14 protein-coding genes are annotated in these 14,495 nt (G+C 61.2%); 10 read left to right on the forward strand and 4 right to left on the reverse strand.

The features are described 5' to 3' along the window. Window positions 1-6: 6 nt before the first annotated feature. From GT756_RS09860 to pptA, 5 genes are all read left to right on the forward strand, one after another. A complete protein-coding gene (locus GT756_RS09860) occupies window positions 7-933 on the forward strand; it encodes an amino acid ABC transporter permease (RefSeq protein ID WP_004202730.1) in 927 nt (308 codons plus the stop codon). Beyond that, on the forward strand, window positions 917-1,696 hold the full coding sequence (locus GT756_RS09865) for an amino acid ABC transporter ATP-binding protein (protein ID WP_053810329.1): 780 nt from the start codon (window positions 917-919) through the stop codon (window positions 1,694-1,696). Before GT756_RS09860 ends, GT756_RS09865 begins: the two co-directional genes overlap by 17 nt. Window positions 1,697-1,734: 38 nt before the next feature. Continuing rightward, a complete protein-coding gene (locus tag GT756_RS09870; RefSeq protein ID WP_074440910.1) occupies window positions 1,735-2,586 on the forward strand; it encodes a transporter substrate-binding domain-containing protein in 852 nt (283 codons plus the stop codon). A 77-nt stretch (window positions 2,587-2,663) separates the two neighbouring features. Beyond that, complete coding sequence (locus GT756_RS09875; protein ID WP_160124733.1) at window positions 2,664-3,281, forward strand: glutathione S-transferase family protein; 618 nt, start codon at window positions 2,664-2,666, stop codon at window positions 3,279-3,281. A 70-nt stretch (window positions 3,282-3,351) separates the two neighbouring features. Beyond that, complete coding sequence (gene pptA / locus GT756_RS09880; protein ID WP_032456134.1) at window positions 3,352-3,579, forward strand: tautomerase PptA; 228 nt, start codon at window positions 3,352-3,354, stop codon at window positions 3,577-3,579. A gap of 39 nt (window positions 3,580-3,618) precedes the next feature. Here the strand turns inward: pptA and GT756_RS09885 are convergent, their stop codons facing one another. The 3 genes from GT756_RS09885 to GT756_RS09895 are packed head-to-tail and all read right to left on the reverse strand — an operon-like array spanning window position 3,619 to window position 8,241. Next, window positions 3,619-5,223 carry a carbohydrate porin gene (locus tag GT756_RS09885; RefSeq protein WP_160124734.1) on the reverse strand — a complete coding sequence of 535 codons (1,605 nt, stop codon included), beginning with the start codon at window positions 5,221-5,223 and terminating at the stop codon, window positions 3,619-3,621. 43 nt (window positions 5,224-5,266) lie between these two features. Continuing rightward, window positions 5,267-6,649 (reverse strand): glycoside-pentoside-hexuronide (GPH):cation symporter, encoded by a 1,383-nt coding sequence (locus GT756_RS09890; RefSeq protein ID WP_043519650.1) that lies wholly within the window; start codon window positions 6,647-6,649, stop codon window positions 5,267-5,269. A 23-nt stretch (window positions 6,650-6,672) separates the two neighbouring features. Next, window positions 6,673-8,241, reverse strand: a complete 1,569-nt coding sequence (locus GT756_RS09895; RefSeq protein WP_017900504.1) for a family 78 glycoside hydrolase catalytic domain — start codon at window positions 8,239-8,241, stop codon at window positions 6,673-6,675. A gap of 204 nt (window positions 8,242-8,445) precedes the next feature. Here GT756_RS09895 and GT756_RS09900 point away from each other — a divergent pair, with 204 nt between their 5' ends. Beyond that, entirely contained in the window at window positions 8,446-9,270 is an 825-nt protein-coding gene (locus tag GT756_RS09900; RefSeq protein ID WP_004202721.1) for a helix-turn-helix domain-containing protein, read from the forward strand. A 55-nt stretch (window positions 9,271-9,325) separates the two neighbouring features. Here GT756_RS09900 and GT756_RS09905 read toward each other — a convergent pair whose 3' ends face one another. Further along, complete coding sequence (locus tag GT756_RS09905) at window positions 9,326-9,907, reverse strand: flavin reductase family protein (protein ID WP_004202718.1); 582 nt, start codon at window positions 9,905-9,907, stop codon at window positions 9,326-9,328. A 214-nt stretch (window positions 9,908-10,121) separates the two neighbouring features. On the opposite strand from GT756_RS09905, the gene GT756_RS09910 reads away from it, so the two are divergent. From GT756_RS09910 to nhoA, 4 genes are all read left to right on the forward strand, one after another. Continuing rightward, complete coding sequence (locus GT756_RS09910; RefSeq protein WP_004202717.1) at window positions 10,122-10,823, forward strand: ABC transporter ATP-binding protein; 702 nt, start codon at window positions 10,122-10,124, stop codon at window positions 10,821-10,823. Next, the gene (locus tag GT756_RS09915) at window positions 10,820-11,788 is read left to right on the forward strand and encodes an ABC transporter substrate-binding protein (protein WP_004202716.1); all 969 of its coding nucleotides are present in this window, start codon (window positions 10,820-10,822) and stop codon (window positions 11,786-11,788) included. Before GT756_RS09910 ends, GT756_RS09915 begins: the two co-directional genes overlap by 4 nt. 55 nt (window positions 11,789-11,843) lie before the next feature. Further along, window positions 11,844-13,499: an iron ABC transporter permease gene (locus GT756_RS09920; protein ID WP_160124735.1), complete on the forward strand. Its 1,656-nt coding sequence runs from the start codon at window positions 11,844-11,846 to the stop codon at window positions 13,497-13,499. Between the two features lie 76 nt (window positions 13,500-13,575). Then, window positions 13,576-14,421 (forward strand): N-hydroxyarylamine O-acetyltransferase, encoded by an 846-nt coding sequence (gene nhoA, locus GT756_RS09925; protein ID WP_004202712.1) that lies wholly within the window; start codon window positions 13,576-13,578, stop codon window positions 14,419-14,421. Window positions 14,422-14,495: the final 74 nt, after the last annotated feature.

Consider the following 14,495-nt stretch of genomic DNA (forward strand, 5'->3'; position numbering starts at 1 on the left):
GGCATTATGCATACATCTGAAACGATAAAAGTGGTGCCGGCGCGCTATCCGCTGCGGGTGGTGGGAGCCCTGGTGGCCCTGCTGGTGCTGGCGGTAGTGATCCAGTCGGTGGCCTTCAACCCGCGCTGGGAGTGGGGCGTCTTCGCCCGCTGGTTCTTTGACCCGGTGATCCTCGAAGGGCTGGGACAAACCCTGCTTCTGACCCTGCTCGGCACGGTGCTGAGCGTGATCTTCGGCGGCCTGCTGGCGCTGGCCCGCTTGTCCTCATCCTGGCTGCTCAGCAGCCTCGCCTGGAGCTATATCTGGCTGTTTCGCTCGCTGCCGCTGATTGTAGTGCTGATCATTCTCTACAACTTCTCCTATCTTTACGACACCCTGTCGCTGGGGATCCCGTTTACCGGCGTCACCTGGGCCAGCTACCAGACGATAAACGTGCTGGGGCAATTCTCCACGGCGGTGGTGGGCCTGACCTTGGTGCAGAGCGCCTATACCGCGGAGATTATTCGCGGCGGCTTCCTCGGCGTTGACCATGGGCAGTATGAGGCCGCTGCCGCGCTGGGGCTGCCCGCCTGGCGACGCACGCTGCGCATTATTTTGCCGCAGGCGCTGCGCACCATTCTGCCATCCGGCTTCAATGAGATCATCAGTCTGGCGAAAGGAACGGCGATGGTGTATGTCCTGGCGATGCCGGAGCTGTTCTACACCATCCAGATGATCTACAACCGTACCCAGGAGGTGATCCCGCTGTTGATGGTCGGCGCCGCCTGGTATCTGGCGATCACCAGCGTTCTCTCCGCCATTCAGTACCTGGTGGAACGTGGCCTGGCGCGCAGCGAGCGCCGCTCGGCGGTGAACAGCGCCCGCAGCAGCCGTCTGAATCAACCCGCACGTCAACCACAGCCCCAGGAGGCCGTCCATGCCCAGCTCTCGTAATGGCCATATCTCTATCACCGGCGTCAGCAAATACTATGGCCGCCACAAAGCGCTGGACGATGTGTCCTTGGAGATACCTCCGGGCACAGTGACGGTGATCCTCGGCCCTTCCGGTTCGGGCAAGTCCACGCTGCTGCGCACCATTAATCACCTCGAGCGCGTTGATGAAGGGTTTATTCAGATTGATGGCGACTATATCGGCTATCGCCGCAAAGGCGACAAGCTGTATGAGATGAAAGAGAAGGAGATCCTCCGCCAGCGGATCAACGTCGGTTACGTGTTTCAGAACTTTAACCTGTTTCCGCACCTGACGGTGCTGGAGAACCTGATAGAGGCGCCGATCGCCCACAAGCAGGTCACGCGCAAAGAGGCCATTGCCCGTGCCTGGGAGCTGCTGGACGTGGTCGGACTGCGCAATAAAGCAGATGCCTGGTCGCGGCATCTCTCCGGTGGCCAGCAGCAGCGTATCGCTATTGCCCGGGCGCTGGCGCTGGACCCGCGGGTGATCCTGTTTGATGAGCCCACCTCGGCGCTGGATCCGGAGCTGGTGGGCGAGGTGCTGGATGTCATCAAGAAGCTGGCGCGCTCTGGCACCACTCTGGTGGTGGTCACCCACGAGGTTGGCTTTGCCCGCGAGGTGGCCGATCAGGTGGTGTTTATGGTCGACGGCAGGATCGTCGAGCAGGGCAGCAGCGACGAGGTGCTCAACCATCCTCAGCATCCGCGTACCCGGCAGTTTTTATCCAGGGTGCTGCCGTCATGAACAGAGCGATAGCGACCCTTGTATTCAGCGCCCTGGCGCTGGACGCTCACGCGGCGCTGGATCTGCGCGCCAATGAGCAGCCATTGCCGGTCACCCGCGACCCGCAGGCGATAGCGAAAATTCCACCGGGCTATCGCTTCGTGGAACCGGGGACGCTGACGGTAGCGATCTCGGCGCTCAATTCTCCGCCGCTGGCGCTGCTTGCCAGCGACAACCGCACGCGGATCGGCAGCGACCCGGATATAGCCCGCCTGCTGGCCGGGAGCCTTGGCCTGAAGCTCAGGCTGGTGCCCACCGCGTGGGAGGACTGGCCGCTGGGCATCGCCGCCGGCCGCTACGATGTTGCGCTGATCAATATCGCGGTAACCGAGAAGCGCAAAGAGAAGTTCGATTTCGCCACCTACCGAGTGGACTCCCTGGCCTTCTCGGTTAAATCCACCAGCGACATCGCCGCGGTAAACGGACCCGCAGACCTCGCCGGGCGCAAAGTGATCGTCGGGTCCGGCACCAACCAGGAGCGGATCTTGCTGGGCTGGAATGAGGACAACCGGGCCGCCGGGCGGCCGCCGGCCCAGCCGGTCTACCTGACCGATGATGCCTCCGGCAACCTCTATATCCAGTCCGGGCGGGCGGATATCTTTTTCGGTCCGCAGTCGGTGGCCGCCTATAAAGCGGCCCTTAATGGCCAGACCCGGGTGGTAGGCCTGGGGCCGAAAAAAGCGTGGGTGGCGACGACCACTAAAAAAGGTAACGGTTTGGTCTTTGCCCTGCAGGCAGCCCTCGACGGGGCGATCGCCCGCGGTGAATATCAGCAGGTGCTGGCGCGCTGGGGAGAGCAGGGCGAAGCGGTGGCGCAGTCGGTGGTCAACCCGCCGGGGATCACCTACTAACCACCCGGGCCATGGTATGCCGTTTGGGTGAGCGGTAATTTTCTGCCTACACTTAGGCTTTATCCTGGAGGCAGACCATGATTACCGTTTATGGCGTGCCGGGATGGGGCTCGACGATTAGCGAGCTGATGCTCTCCCTGGCCAATATTCCCTACGAGGTGGTTGACGTTGAGGGCTTTGACCAGCCCGGCCCGGCGCGCGAGCGCCTGCGGCAGATTAACCCGCTATGTCAGGTGCCCACCCTGAGGCTGGCCGACGGCAACATCATGACCGAAACCGCCGCCATCGCGCTGATGATCCTCGACCAGCGTCCCGACCTGGCCCCCGCGCCGGGGACGCCGCAGCGTCAGCAGTTTCAGCGCCTGCTGGTTTGGCTGGTGGCTAATGTCTATCCCACCTTTACCTATGCCGATTATCCGGAACGCTGGGCGCCCGCCGCGGCGGAGCAGCTGGTGGAGAATTGTCGCCAGTACCGGAAAAATCTCTATCTCTGGTTCGAACAGCAGCTTGCCGCCGGGCCGTGGGCGCTGGGCGCGTCGGTAACGTTGCTGGATTGCTATATCGCGGCGATGTACAGCTGGGGGCCGCGGCAGGCGTGGTTTGACGACCACGCGCCAAAATTCGCCGCCGTCGCCCGGGCGGTCTACCAGCGACCGGAGCTGGCCGCGACGCTGCGCCGTAACAAGCTGATTTAACGCACGCGATGCCAACCATAACGGCCATTGTGTGGTAGCGTTATGGCTCTGACCACAAGGAGTCTTTGCTATGCCGCATGTAGATATTAAATGTTTTCCCCGTGAACTGACTGAGGAACAAAAAACCGCACTGGCCGCCGACATTACCGAGGTGCTGATCCGTCATCTGAACAGCAAAGAGAGCGCCGTCAGCGTCGCGCTGACTCAGGTCGAGCCGGACGCGTGGCAGGCGGTGTGGGATAGTGAGATCGCCCCGCAGATGGCGCAGTTGATTAAGAAGCCGGGTTATAGCATGTAATTGCCACTGGCGGGCATGATGCCCGCCAGTGACGCTCGGTCAGAACCAAATCTCCGTCTGCACGCCGAAGTTCCATGTCCCGCCAGCGGTAAAGCCTTTGCTGCCGAAATCATCGTTGATCGCATAACGATCCAGGTCTTTATCCCAGTTCATCCACGTGACAAAGAAACGTATCTCCGGCCGCGCTTTGATATCAAACACATCGCCCACTTTAAAGGTGGGGGCGAAGGTCAGCTTGTAGAAATCACCGCGCACCGCCTGATACTGATAAACGTTGTCATTATAGCGATAGCTGCGCCCGTTCGGATTGAGATCCATATACTGCCACGAGGCCTCATACAGCAGGGCGAAGTGAGCGGAGATCCCTTGCGATACCCGCAGGTTAAACGTCGCCCAGTCGTAGCGGTCGCCGTCGCGATAGCGGTCTTCGCTGTGCTGGGCGATCACCGACGGCGCCAGCTGCCAGTTTTTCCCCAGCGGCAGGATCCCGTACGACGCAAAGCGCAGGGAGGCCGCGTTCTCGGTCAGGTCGCCATCGCTCCCCGGCTGACGCGCTTCGGCGCCCAGCCCGACGCCGTACTGCAGGGCGCTTTCCGACACCCCCGGCGCCAGGCCGTAGAACTGCTGTTTGTCGTGGAGGGCCAGCATCGTGTAGTAGCCGTTTTTGGCGGTGTTATCGCTGCGCAGGGCATAGCTCCCGGTGGTCGAGGTATTATCTTTCAGGTCATCGTTGCCCTGGGCGGTCATCACCGTGGTCATCAGCTGCCAGTTGCCGTAAAAATGGTTTGCGGTGAACAGCAGATTCTGGATGTCATTATCCGCGTAATTATCGCTGCCAAGGTCGCCGAAGTTACGCGCATACACCGAATAATCGCCGCGCAGGCCGCTTCCCCAGTCGACATCATTGATTCCGCCGCCGGTGCCACCGAGGAACATGATGTCGCTATCGGTAAAGTGGATATCGAAGTTATCCCGATCGAAGCGCTTGCCGGCCCAGATCGAGGCGCGTTTTAACGGCCCGGTGAACTCGGCGAAGTCGCCCATCTCGACGTACAGCTGACGAATGTTCAGATGGTGGCTGTCGTTGTCCTGAACCCACGGATCCGGGTTGGTGGCCCCGTCGGCGAGCATGGTCTTAAAGCGCGCCCATGAGCCATCGTTGAAGGTAAGCTTTTTGCCAAAGCTCAGCTCTGCGTAATTATCTTTTTCGTTGCCGAGACGACCGACGTGGGCATCGCCGTTGAGCGAACTGGCCGGGGAGATACCTGGCCCGCCGCGGGCGCCTTTGCCGTGGCTGTTGACTAACATTCCGGAACGGGCGTAGGCGTTGAACTCGAAGCCATCGCTGAGGCTGCTTTTCGCCAACTGTTTGTCGGTGTCCTGCTGCTTTTGCTCGGTCGCTGCGGTGCGCTGACTGAGCGCCTGCACCTGCTTTTCCGCTGCCGCCGCGCGCTGTTCCGCGGCGCTGGTGCGCAGCTCCGCCTGCTGCGCCCGGCGTTTAGCTTCTCCCGCCTCCTGCTCCGCATGATTTAGCCGGGCCTCCAACAGAGCCAGCCGTTGCTCGACAGTGAGTGGGGCCGCACTCGCGCCGTAAGCCGAAAAAAGGGCGCAGCAAACCGCTGCGCTTATCAAAGAGATACGCATATCAATCCTTATTTTTTCAGAGGTATGAAGGGTGTGCTGCGCCTTACAGGGCGTGGTTTTCTCCACCAACAGACGATGCGTTCGACGGCGCACGGCGTCCAGCGTCAAGGTCAGCGCGGATCTGCTCGTACTGGTCGTCGAGGCGGTAGAAGCGACCCATCCACAACATTGAGGCCACAATCAGCAGCGCGGGGATATAGAGGTAGCAGGCTTTTATCGCCAGCATCGCGCCGTCGCTTTGCGTCTGGTTAGCGATATAACCGGCGGATGAGAGTAGTACCCCGGTAATGGCTCCTGCGCCCGCCATAGCCACCTTGCCAAGAAAGCCGTTGATGGAGGTTAAAATGCCGGCGGTATTGATGCCGGTTTTCCATACCCCGTAATCCACCGGATCGGCCTGCATGGAAAAGTAAATTGCCGTGCGCTGTCCGGCGCCAAGCGATAACACGACCGCTCCGGCAACCAGACCCCAGCTATTAACGCCTGCCGCCATCATCATACCCATGCCGACCAGGTTGATCGCGCTGGCGACCAGATACACGTGGCGCTTTTTCATTCGGCTGGCGAGCAGCGGCACGGTGAGGGTGCCCAGCAGGGGAACGAAGGTGGAGATTCCGGCGACGACCGCCGTGAGTTCGTTATTGCCGACGTAATAATGGAAGAAGTAGACCAGCGCCCCGGTTTGAAAGAAAAACGCGCCCCACATCAGGAAAATGTTGATGGCGAAGACGAACCACGGTCGATTGGCGCGCAGGCTGACCCAGGCGCGTTTTAAGGTCATGCGCTCCTGAGTAATGCTGATATTTTCCTTAACGTTCCGGAAGCTCACCAGCAGAAAAAAGGTGGCAATAACGCCGAAAACTACCGCCGTATAGAAGAAGCCGTGCTCCTGATTGCCTTTCCCCAGCGCGCCAACCAGCGGCAGAGTGGCGACCGCGACAATGGTCGCGCCGAGCGAGCCGAGCAGAATACGCACTGCCGACAGCGTCGTGCGCTCTCGCGAGTCGTTCGTCAGAAACGGCAGCATGGCGCAGAATGGAATATTAACGAGGGTATAGAGAAACGACAGGCACAAATAGGTGACAAAAGCGTAGATCAGCTTACCGGTGGTGCCGAAATCGGGCACGTAGAAGGCCAGAATACACAGCAGTCCAAAGGGGATCGCGCCAATCAGCAGATACGGACGGCAGCGCCCCCAGCGGGTGGCGGTATTGTCGATTACCAGCCCCATCAGCACGTCGGCCACGCCGTCCACCAGTCGGGTGACCAGAAACATCAGGCCGACGTAATAGGCCGGGAGGCCCATCACGTCGGTGTAAAAAAACATCAGATACAGAGAGATCATCTGCCACACAAGGTTGCAGGAGAGATCGGCAATGCCATAGCCAAGGCGCTGCCGCCACAGGGTAAACGTTGTTTCTGCCATAAATCACTCGCTTATCGTTGTTGTTAAAGTCCGTACTGGCGAATAAACCAGGCCGGCGTACAGCTCCACGCATGGCAGTAACTATTGATGAGCTTACTGCCATAGGGGGAAAAGTCAGGATGCTGCGGATCGAAAATTTCCCAGAAGGTGTCGGCGCCGTAGTCGACCATCGCTCCCCAGTAGGCCTTGATCTCCGCTACCGCCTCCTCGCGCAGGCCGCATTGCAGCAGGGCGACAATGTGATGATGGCGCAAGTAGGGGGTATTCATGGCAATGGCGGGCGGATGTTGCTGCAGGCGGCGCATCAGCGCTTGCCGCTGCCCGGCGGTGCCAACCTCCGCCAGTACCAGCCAGATCTGCGATGCCCATGAGACCTGGCGCGCGGCGCCGCTGATAAACACCTGCCGCTCGCTGTCCCACAGGTGGCGGAGGGCGGCCTCTTTCAGCTGCGCGAGCGTAGCGGTGTAGTCGGCTACCCGCTGCGGTTCAACACGCTGCGCCAGCCAGAGGGCACGCTGCAGGCAGTAGATAAGCACCCCCTGCGCCGACGACTGTTTATTCAGCTCTGCCTGCCAGTCGATAAATACCCACCAGTCATCGCTGTCGCGCACCAGACCCTGGGGATCGCAGCGGGTCAGCGCCAGCTCGATTTGCCGTCGCGCCGTGGGCCACAGTTCACGGGCGGTTTCCATGTCGCCAGTGCTTTGCAGGTAGTGATAGAGTACGTCGACAAAAAATAATGAATAATCAAAGAGAAATGTGTCATCGGCACGCACGTCAGGCTGAACAAAGACATTGGCGGAGACCATGCCATCTTCCCGGGTATGGCCGGCAAACAGGTACAGGCAGCGGCGGACCAGATCGTGGTGGCCGAAGGTCACGTCATTGACCAGCGCCTGCAGGCGCAGGTCGCCGAGCCACAGCCGACGGTCGCGTTTCGGCCCATCCTCAAACACCTCCTGCATGCAGTTTTGCAGGGTGCGAACCGCGACGTCATCAATGGCTTTCAGCTCCGAATCGGCGATGACCGCCGGCTGCGGGCTGCCGGCTGAGGTAACGGTTTCCAGGGCTATCTCATCGAACTGCAGACGAAATTTGCGCGACAGCGCTTTGATTTCCACCTTCAGGTAGCGCAGGCAGTAGCGACGCGGCAGGTCAACCCGGGCGGGCAGGACGTCGAGCCACAGATCCTGTTGCTGCAACCAGCTACTGCTCAGCCACCCCTGGTACTCGCTGAACGGCTCGCAGACTTCGCTCAGCGTTTCGCCGAAGGTGAAGTGCAGATGGGCCGGGGCATCCGGCGGGCTGCCGACGCTGCGGCAGCTGAACTGCAGGTAGCCAACAAAATGGCTGCCAAAGTCAATGATAATGCTGTCGCCGACGCGAAGCGGCTGCTGATAAAACTGCTCAGGCGTGCAGACGGTGTGTCCCCGCCAGCCGTTCAGCGCCGCCGGATCGGCGACGGCCTCGACGATGGCCTGCGGCGCCTGGCGCTGACGATGTAGCGCGGGCGTTAGGGCGGCCGCACGCTCTAATAAATGCGGATGGCGGGTCATCGCCACACTGGAATTGTATTGAATTGCCTGTGACATACTGCGTCCTCTCCATTAGGTTAGGCGCAGCATAGGCCGTCGTCCGGCGGCACCACCACTCTGGCAATGCCAAACCGTCAGTGAAAATGGCAGGAATAATGAGGTGGGGGCGCTGGCGATCACAAATCCGCACATCGGGCGCGTGCCGAGGGCCGGAATAGATTATCGTGCCCCTGCGCACCAGGCTGTTCAGGATTTGCTGTAATGATGACACTGACCGTTGAGTATTATTTCACCCACCCCCAGGATAAGCTCGGCATGTACGCCAGCGACCCGGAAGATAATAGCCAGGAACATGGCCACGAGTTTGCCGAGCTGGTGATCGTCGAGGAGGGGCATGGATTACACGTTATTAATGGCCGCCCGCTGTATATCCAGCAGGGCGATGTATTTTATGTCCAGCCTGGCGATGTCCACTATTATGATGAGCTGGGGACGCTGAAGTTGATTAATGTCTTAATTAATCCGGCGGTGGCCTTTCGCTATTTACAGCAGATGGAGGGATTGCTGCAGCAATTATCGGCGCAGCGCGCCGCCTGCTATGGCTGGCTGGCACCGGAGACCCGCAGCTATTGTCGGGAACTGGTGGAAAAGATATTTTCCCCGGCGCTGAGGGCGGCGGATAATACCCCGCAACGGGAGTCTCTCTTTTTCCAGCTGGTGACCACCATTCTCACAGCCGAGTCGGAAGCCGAATATAGCAGCACCCGCTATAAACTGCATAAATTACTCACCTGGCTGCAGGAGCACTGTTTCGAAGAACATAACTGGCAGCAGCTGGCGGAGCAATTTCATCTCACCACCCGCACGGCGTTTCGCCATATTAAAGAGGCCACCGGATTAACGCCGGATAATTATCTGAAACGTCTGCGACTGGTCTCCGCGCGGGTCAAATTACGCGAAACGGAGATGACCATTACCGAAGTGGCTTATCTGTGCGGCTTCGCCAACAGCAACCACTTTACCACCCTGTATAAAAAAGTGTTTGGCCTGACCCCAAGCGCCGATCGCCGCCGCCCACCGGGTTAAAAGGGGGGCCGCAGGCCGGGCAGGGGAAAAATCTGCCACCCGCGGCAGGTCACGCTTATTCGTCGAGGGAGTTTGCCCGCACGTGGCGGCCACTGGCGACAAAATTGCCTGTCCCCAGATGATGCAGGGTATTGATCTTATCGTCATCGAACTGCCAGCGTCCGGTGACGAATGCGCGTTCATCGGCGGCGGCAGACACCACCTCCCCGAACAGGGTGTCGTACTGGGTCTGGGCCGCCGTCGCCGGCAGCAGGCGGCACTCCATCCATGCCAGACACTTCTCCTCGATCAGCGGCAGGCCCAGCTCCGGACCGGTCACCACCGGAATTCCGTAAGCATTGAATTTGTCTTCATCGCGGCCGCTGACGCTGCCGACGGCGTAGGTCCAGCTGGCGGCGGCCACGCCGGGAACCACGATGCCGAAGGTGCCGTTGCGCTCGATGATTTCCCGCGTCCAGGTGCTTTTATCCACCACGATAGCCACCCGCGGTGGGGCGAATTCCACCGGCATCGACCAGGCGGCGGCCATGACGTTGCGCCGGTCGGACGCAGCGTCGTAGCTGGTGATCAAAATGGTCGGACCGTGGTTGAGCAGGCGGCTGGCATACTGCAGTTCCACGTGGCGAAAGCGGCTCATAGGCGTTCCTTGAGTAATGGGTCGGTTGGCGGGTAATACGTTAAGCCGCAATGAAAATGTAATCAATACGTCATCTCGTCTGACTATAGTCGCCAGCACAAAGTCCCAAAGAGGATCACAATATGTTGGCTCCCCTGATGTTATCCCAGGTGAGCGCGCCCCGTCGGATGTCGACCGCCGGGCAGGGGTTGCTTTCCCGCAAGGGAGGGCGACAATGCGCGCGCTGACCCCTATCACTCTGCAGGCGGTCTCATTCGCCTTCGCAGAGACCCCCATTCTCGATCGCTTCTCGCTGCATATCGAACCCGGCAGCATTGTGGCGCTGCTGGGCCCGTCCGGCTGCGGCAAAAGCACCTTGCTGCGCCTGCTGGCGGGGCTGAGCGTGCCGGCCAGCGGTGAAATCCGCTTTGGCGATCGGCTGGTGGCCCGCGCAGGCTGGGGATTGCCCCCGGAACAACGCGATATCGGCATGGTTTTCCAGGATTACGCCCTCTGGCCGCATATGAGCGTGGCGCAGAACGTCGCCTTTCCGCTGCGCATGCGCGGCATTGCCCGCGCCGAACGCGAGCGCCGGGTGAGCGAGGCGCTGGCGCGGGTGGGCCTCGACGGCTTTGCCGAACGTAAACCTTCAGGCCTTTCCGGCGGCCAGCAGCAGCGGGTGGCGCTGGCGCGGGCGATCGTCGCCGCGCCGCGGGTGCTGCTGTTTGATGAGCCGCTCTCCAACCTGGACAGCGAACTGCGCGAATCGCTGTGTGGCGAAATGAGCCGCCTGCTGCGCCAGCTCGGCATCACCGCCGTGTATGTTACCCATGACCGCCGTGAAGCCGAGCTGTTAGCCGACCGGATAGTCCATTTATCCGCGGGCCGCGTGGCCGCTGTCCGCGCCGTTACGCCAACCTCAGGGGACGTTGTATGAACACCGTTATGACCGTTAAGAAAGGAGTGGTACTCGCGATGGCTCTCTCCGCCATGATGCTCTCAAGCGCCCATGCGCTGACCGTTTACACCGCCGGCCCTGGCTCGCTGGCGAAAAGCCTGGCCAGCGGTTTTGAACAACAGACCGGGGTGAAGGTGACCGTTTTCCAGGCCACCACCGGCAAAGTGATGGCCCGTCTGGAGGCCGAGCAGGCCAACCCACAGGCGGATGTGCTGATCTCCGCTTCATGGGATACCGCGGAGGATCTGCACCAGCGGGGTTGGTTGCTGCCTTTTCACAGCGCCAATGCCGACAAGGTACCGGCTAATCTGAAATCGGCGGACTATATCGCCCAGGGGGTCTCGGCGCTTGGCATCGTCTGGAACAGCAAAAGCGGCACTCCGGAGCCGAAAGAGTGGCGGGATCTCACCCAGCCGGCGTTTAAAGATAAGGTGACGACGCCTGACCCGGCGCTCTCCGGCGCGTCGCTGGATCTGCTGATTGGCCTGCAAAACAGCATGGGCGACCAGGCCTGGCAGCTGTTTGACGATCTGAAAAAGAACGGCATGGTGGTCAGCGGCCCCAACGCCCAGGCGGTGACGCCGGTGATGCAGGGGGCGAAAGCGGCGGTGTTCGGCGCGGTGGATTATGTCTCCTACGGCAATATTCAGCAGGGCGAGTCGCTGAAGGTGATCTTCCCGCCCAGCGGGACGGTGATTGCCCCACGCCCGATGATGATCCTCAAAACCAGCCAGCATGCCGACGACGCCAAAGCCTTTATCGATTACGTGCTGTCGCCGGAAGGTCAGGCGCGGGTCGCCGACGCCTGGCTGATGCCCGCTCGCCGCGATGTGGCCGCTAAACGCCCGCTGCTGGACGCGCTGAAGGTCTTGCCCACCAGCGGCGAGGGGAGTAGCGAGCGTAGCGCCGTCCTGACCCGCTTCAGTCAGCTGTATGCCCAATAATTGACACGGTTCTCCGGCGCTGGCCGCCGGAGAACGCTTCGTTTCAGGAACCGCTGTGAAACAAAAATTCCTTTCCGGCGTGACCCTTGCTGCCCTGACGCTGCTGGTCGCGTTACCGCTGTTGTTTATTCTGCTGCAGGCGATTTTTCCCCATTTTAGCGCCGGTTCGCTCCATGACGCCTTTGGCGGCGTCTCGCCGCTGCTGGCGGACCCTCAGCTGATGTCGATGCTCGGCGGTACGCTGTGGATCGCCGGCGGCGTGGCGCTGGCCAGCGTCCTCATTGGCCTGCCGCTCGGCATTCTGCGCGGTATGTTTTCGTTGCCGCTGCCCCAGCTATGGGACCTGCTGTTTTTGATCCCCTTTCTGACGCCGCCCTATATCTCGGCGCTCTCGTGGATGTTGGCGCTGCAACGCCAGGGCTATCTGCAGCAGCTGACCGGCTGGCAGCTAAACGATCTGCTATTCAGCCGCAGCGGGATCGTGCTGGTGATGACCTTTAATATTTTTCCCGTGGTCTACTTTGCTGTCTCCCGCAGCCTGCTGGCGAGCGGGCAACGGCTGGCGATGGTCGCCCGGGTCCATGGCGCCAGCGCCTGGCGCGCCTTCTGGCACGTGACGCTGCCGATGCTCTCCCCGGCGCTGGCGGCGGGGATGCTGCTGGCGTTTACTCTCGCCATCGAGGAGTTTGGCGTACCGGCGGCGCTGGGCAGCCGGGCGGGAGTGGTGATGCTGACGGTGGGCATTGAGAAAAAGCTGGCCGACTGGCCGGTGGATCTCACCGGCGCTGCGCTGCTGTCGCTGCTGCTGATGACGGTAGCGCTGTTCGCCTGGTGGCTGCAAACGCGGCTGGTGGGGGAGAAGGAGGTCACCAGCGTCACCGGCAAACCGGGAGAAAACCGTGGGACGTCGCTGGGCTGGATGACGCTGCCCGCGCTGCTGGCGATGGCGGCCGTCGGCGGCCTGGCGGTCGGGGTCCCCGCCGTCTCGATGATGCTCACCAGCCTGATGGGCACCCTCTCGGGCGGAGTCAGCCTGGAGAATGTCACGCTGCGTCACTTCGCGGCGCTATTCGACCAGCAGGGCGATGCCCTGTCGGCCCTCGGCGTCAGCCTGTCTCTGGCGCTAGGTTCGGCGCTGATCGTCGGCGCGCTGGGGCTGCTGGCCGCCTGGCTGGTGATGGTGCAGAAGATCAAAGGGCGCGGGGTGGTGGATGCGCTGTCGCTGATGCCGGCGGCGCTGCCGGGCGTGGTGGTGGGGGTGGGATTGATCCTGCTGTGGAACCAGCCCTTCTGGCCGCGCTCGCCCTACAACACGTTGTGGATGCTGCTGCTCTCCTATTGTTGCCTGCTGCTGCCCTGGCCGGTGCGCTATGTCGGCAGCGCGCTGCGCCAACTCGGCCCCAATCTTGAGCCCGCCGCCCGGGTCCACGGCGCATCGCCGCTGCAGGCGCTGCGGCTAATTGTTCTGCCGCTGGTCTTTCCGGCGCTGCTGGCGGCGATGCTGATGGTGTTTGCGGTGGCGTCCCGGGAGCTGGTGACCTCGCTGCTGCTGGCGCCCGCCGGCACGCAGACCGTGGCGGTGTTTATCTGGCGCCAGTTCGAACAGGGATCCGTTGGTCAGGGCATGGCGATGGCCAGCCTGACGCTGTTGACCGGTCTGCTCCTGATGCTGACGGCGCTGGCGCTGATGCAGCGCAGCACGCGCGGTTAACGACAAGCGCACAAAAAAGAGGGTCGGCGCGGGAATATAGGCTATAAATGTCGGACACCAACAGCTGGAGACCCTGATGAGTCCCTTTTTACGCGCCTATTTTTCCCGTCTGGGCTGGACGGGAGAGCCTGATGTTTCTATTGATACCTTGCGCCAACTGCATCTGCAGCATAACAGCGCTATCCCTTTCGAAAACCTCGACGTCCTGCTGCCGCGCGAGATCCATCTTGACGACCTGGCGCTGGAAGCGAAGCTGATCGCCGGCCGACGCGGGGGGTATTGTTTTGAACAAAATGGCCTGCTGGAGCGCGCGCTACGCGAAATAGGTTTTAATGTCCGCAGCCTGCTGGGCCGGGTGGTGCTGGCCAATCCGCCGCAGATGCCGCCGCGCACCCATCGTTTATTGCTGGTGGAAGTGGCGGGTGAGCGCTGGATCGCCGACGTTGGCTTCGGTGGCCAGACGCTGACCGCGCCGATTAAGCTGCTGGCCGATATCCCGCAGCAGACGCCGCACGGCAGCTATCGTCTGGTGCATGAAGGGGATGAGTGGACGCTGCAGTTCAACCATCACGAGCATTGGCAGTCGATGTACCATTTCGATTTAGGTCGCCAGTATGCGTCTGATTATGTGATGGGTAACTTCTGGTCGGCGCACTGGCCGCAGTCACACTTTCGTCACCACCTGCTGATGTGTCGTCATCTGCCGGACGGCGGCAAAATGACCCTTACCAATTTCCACTTTACCCACTGGGAAAATAACCACGTGGTGGAGAAGGTCGATTTTGCCGATGTCTCCGCGCTGTACGAAGGGCTGCAAACCCGCTTCGGCCTGGGCGTGGACGATCCTAAACATGGCTTCAGCGAAGCGGCGCTGGCGGCGGTGATGGCGGCTTTCGATACGCATCCGGAAGCCGGGAAGTAAATTTCCTCATGCCCGGCGGCCGGGCCTACGGGGTGTGAGCCTGTGAGTGGATCCTGTAGGCCGGGTAAGGCGCA

This window comes from Klebsiella sp. Q2 (genome assembly GCF_009900705.1).
In the GTDB taxonomy this organism is placed as follows: Bacteria; Pseudomonadota; Gammaproteobacteria; order Enterobacterales; family Enterobacteriaceae; genus Klebsiella; species Klebsiella quasipneumoniae.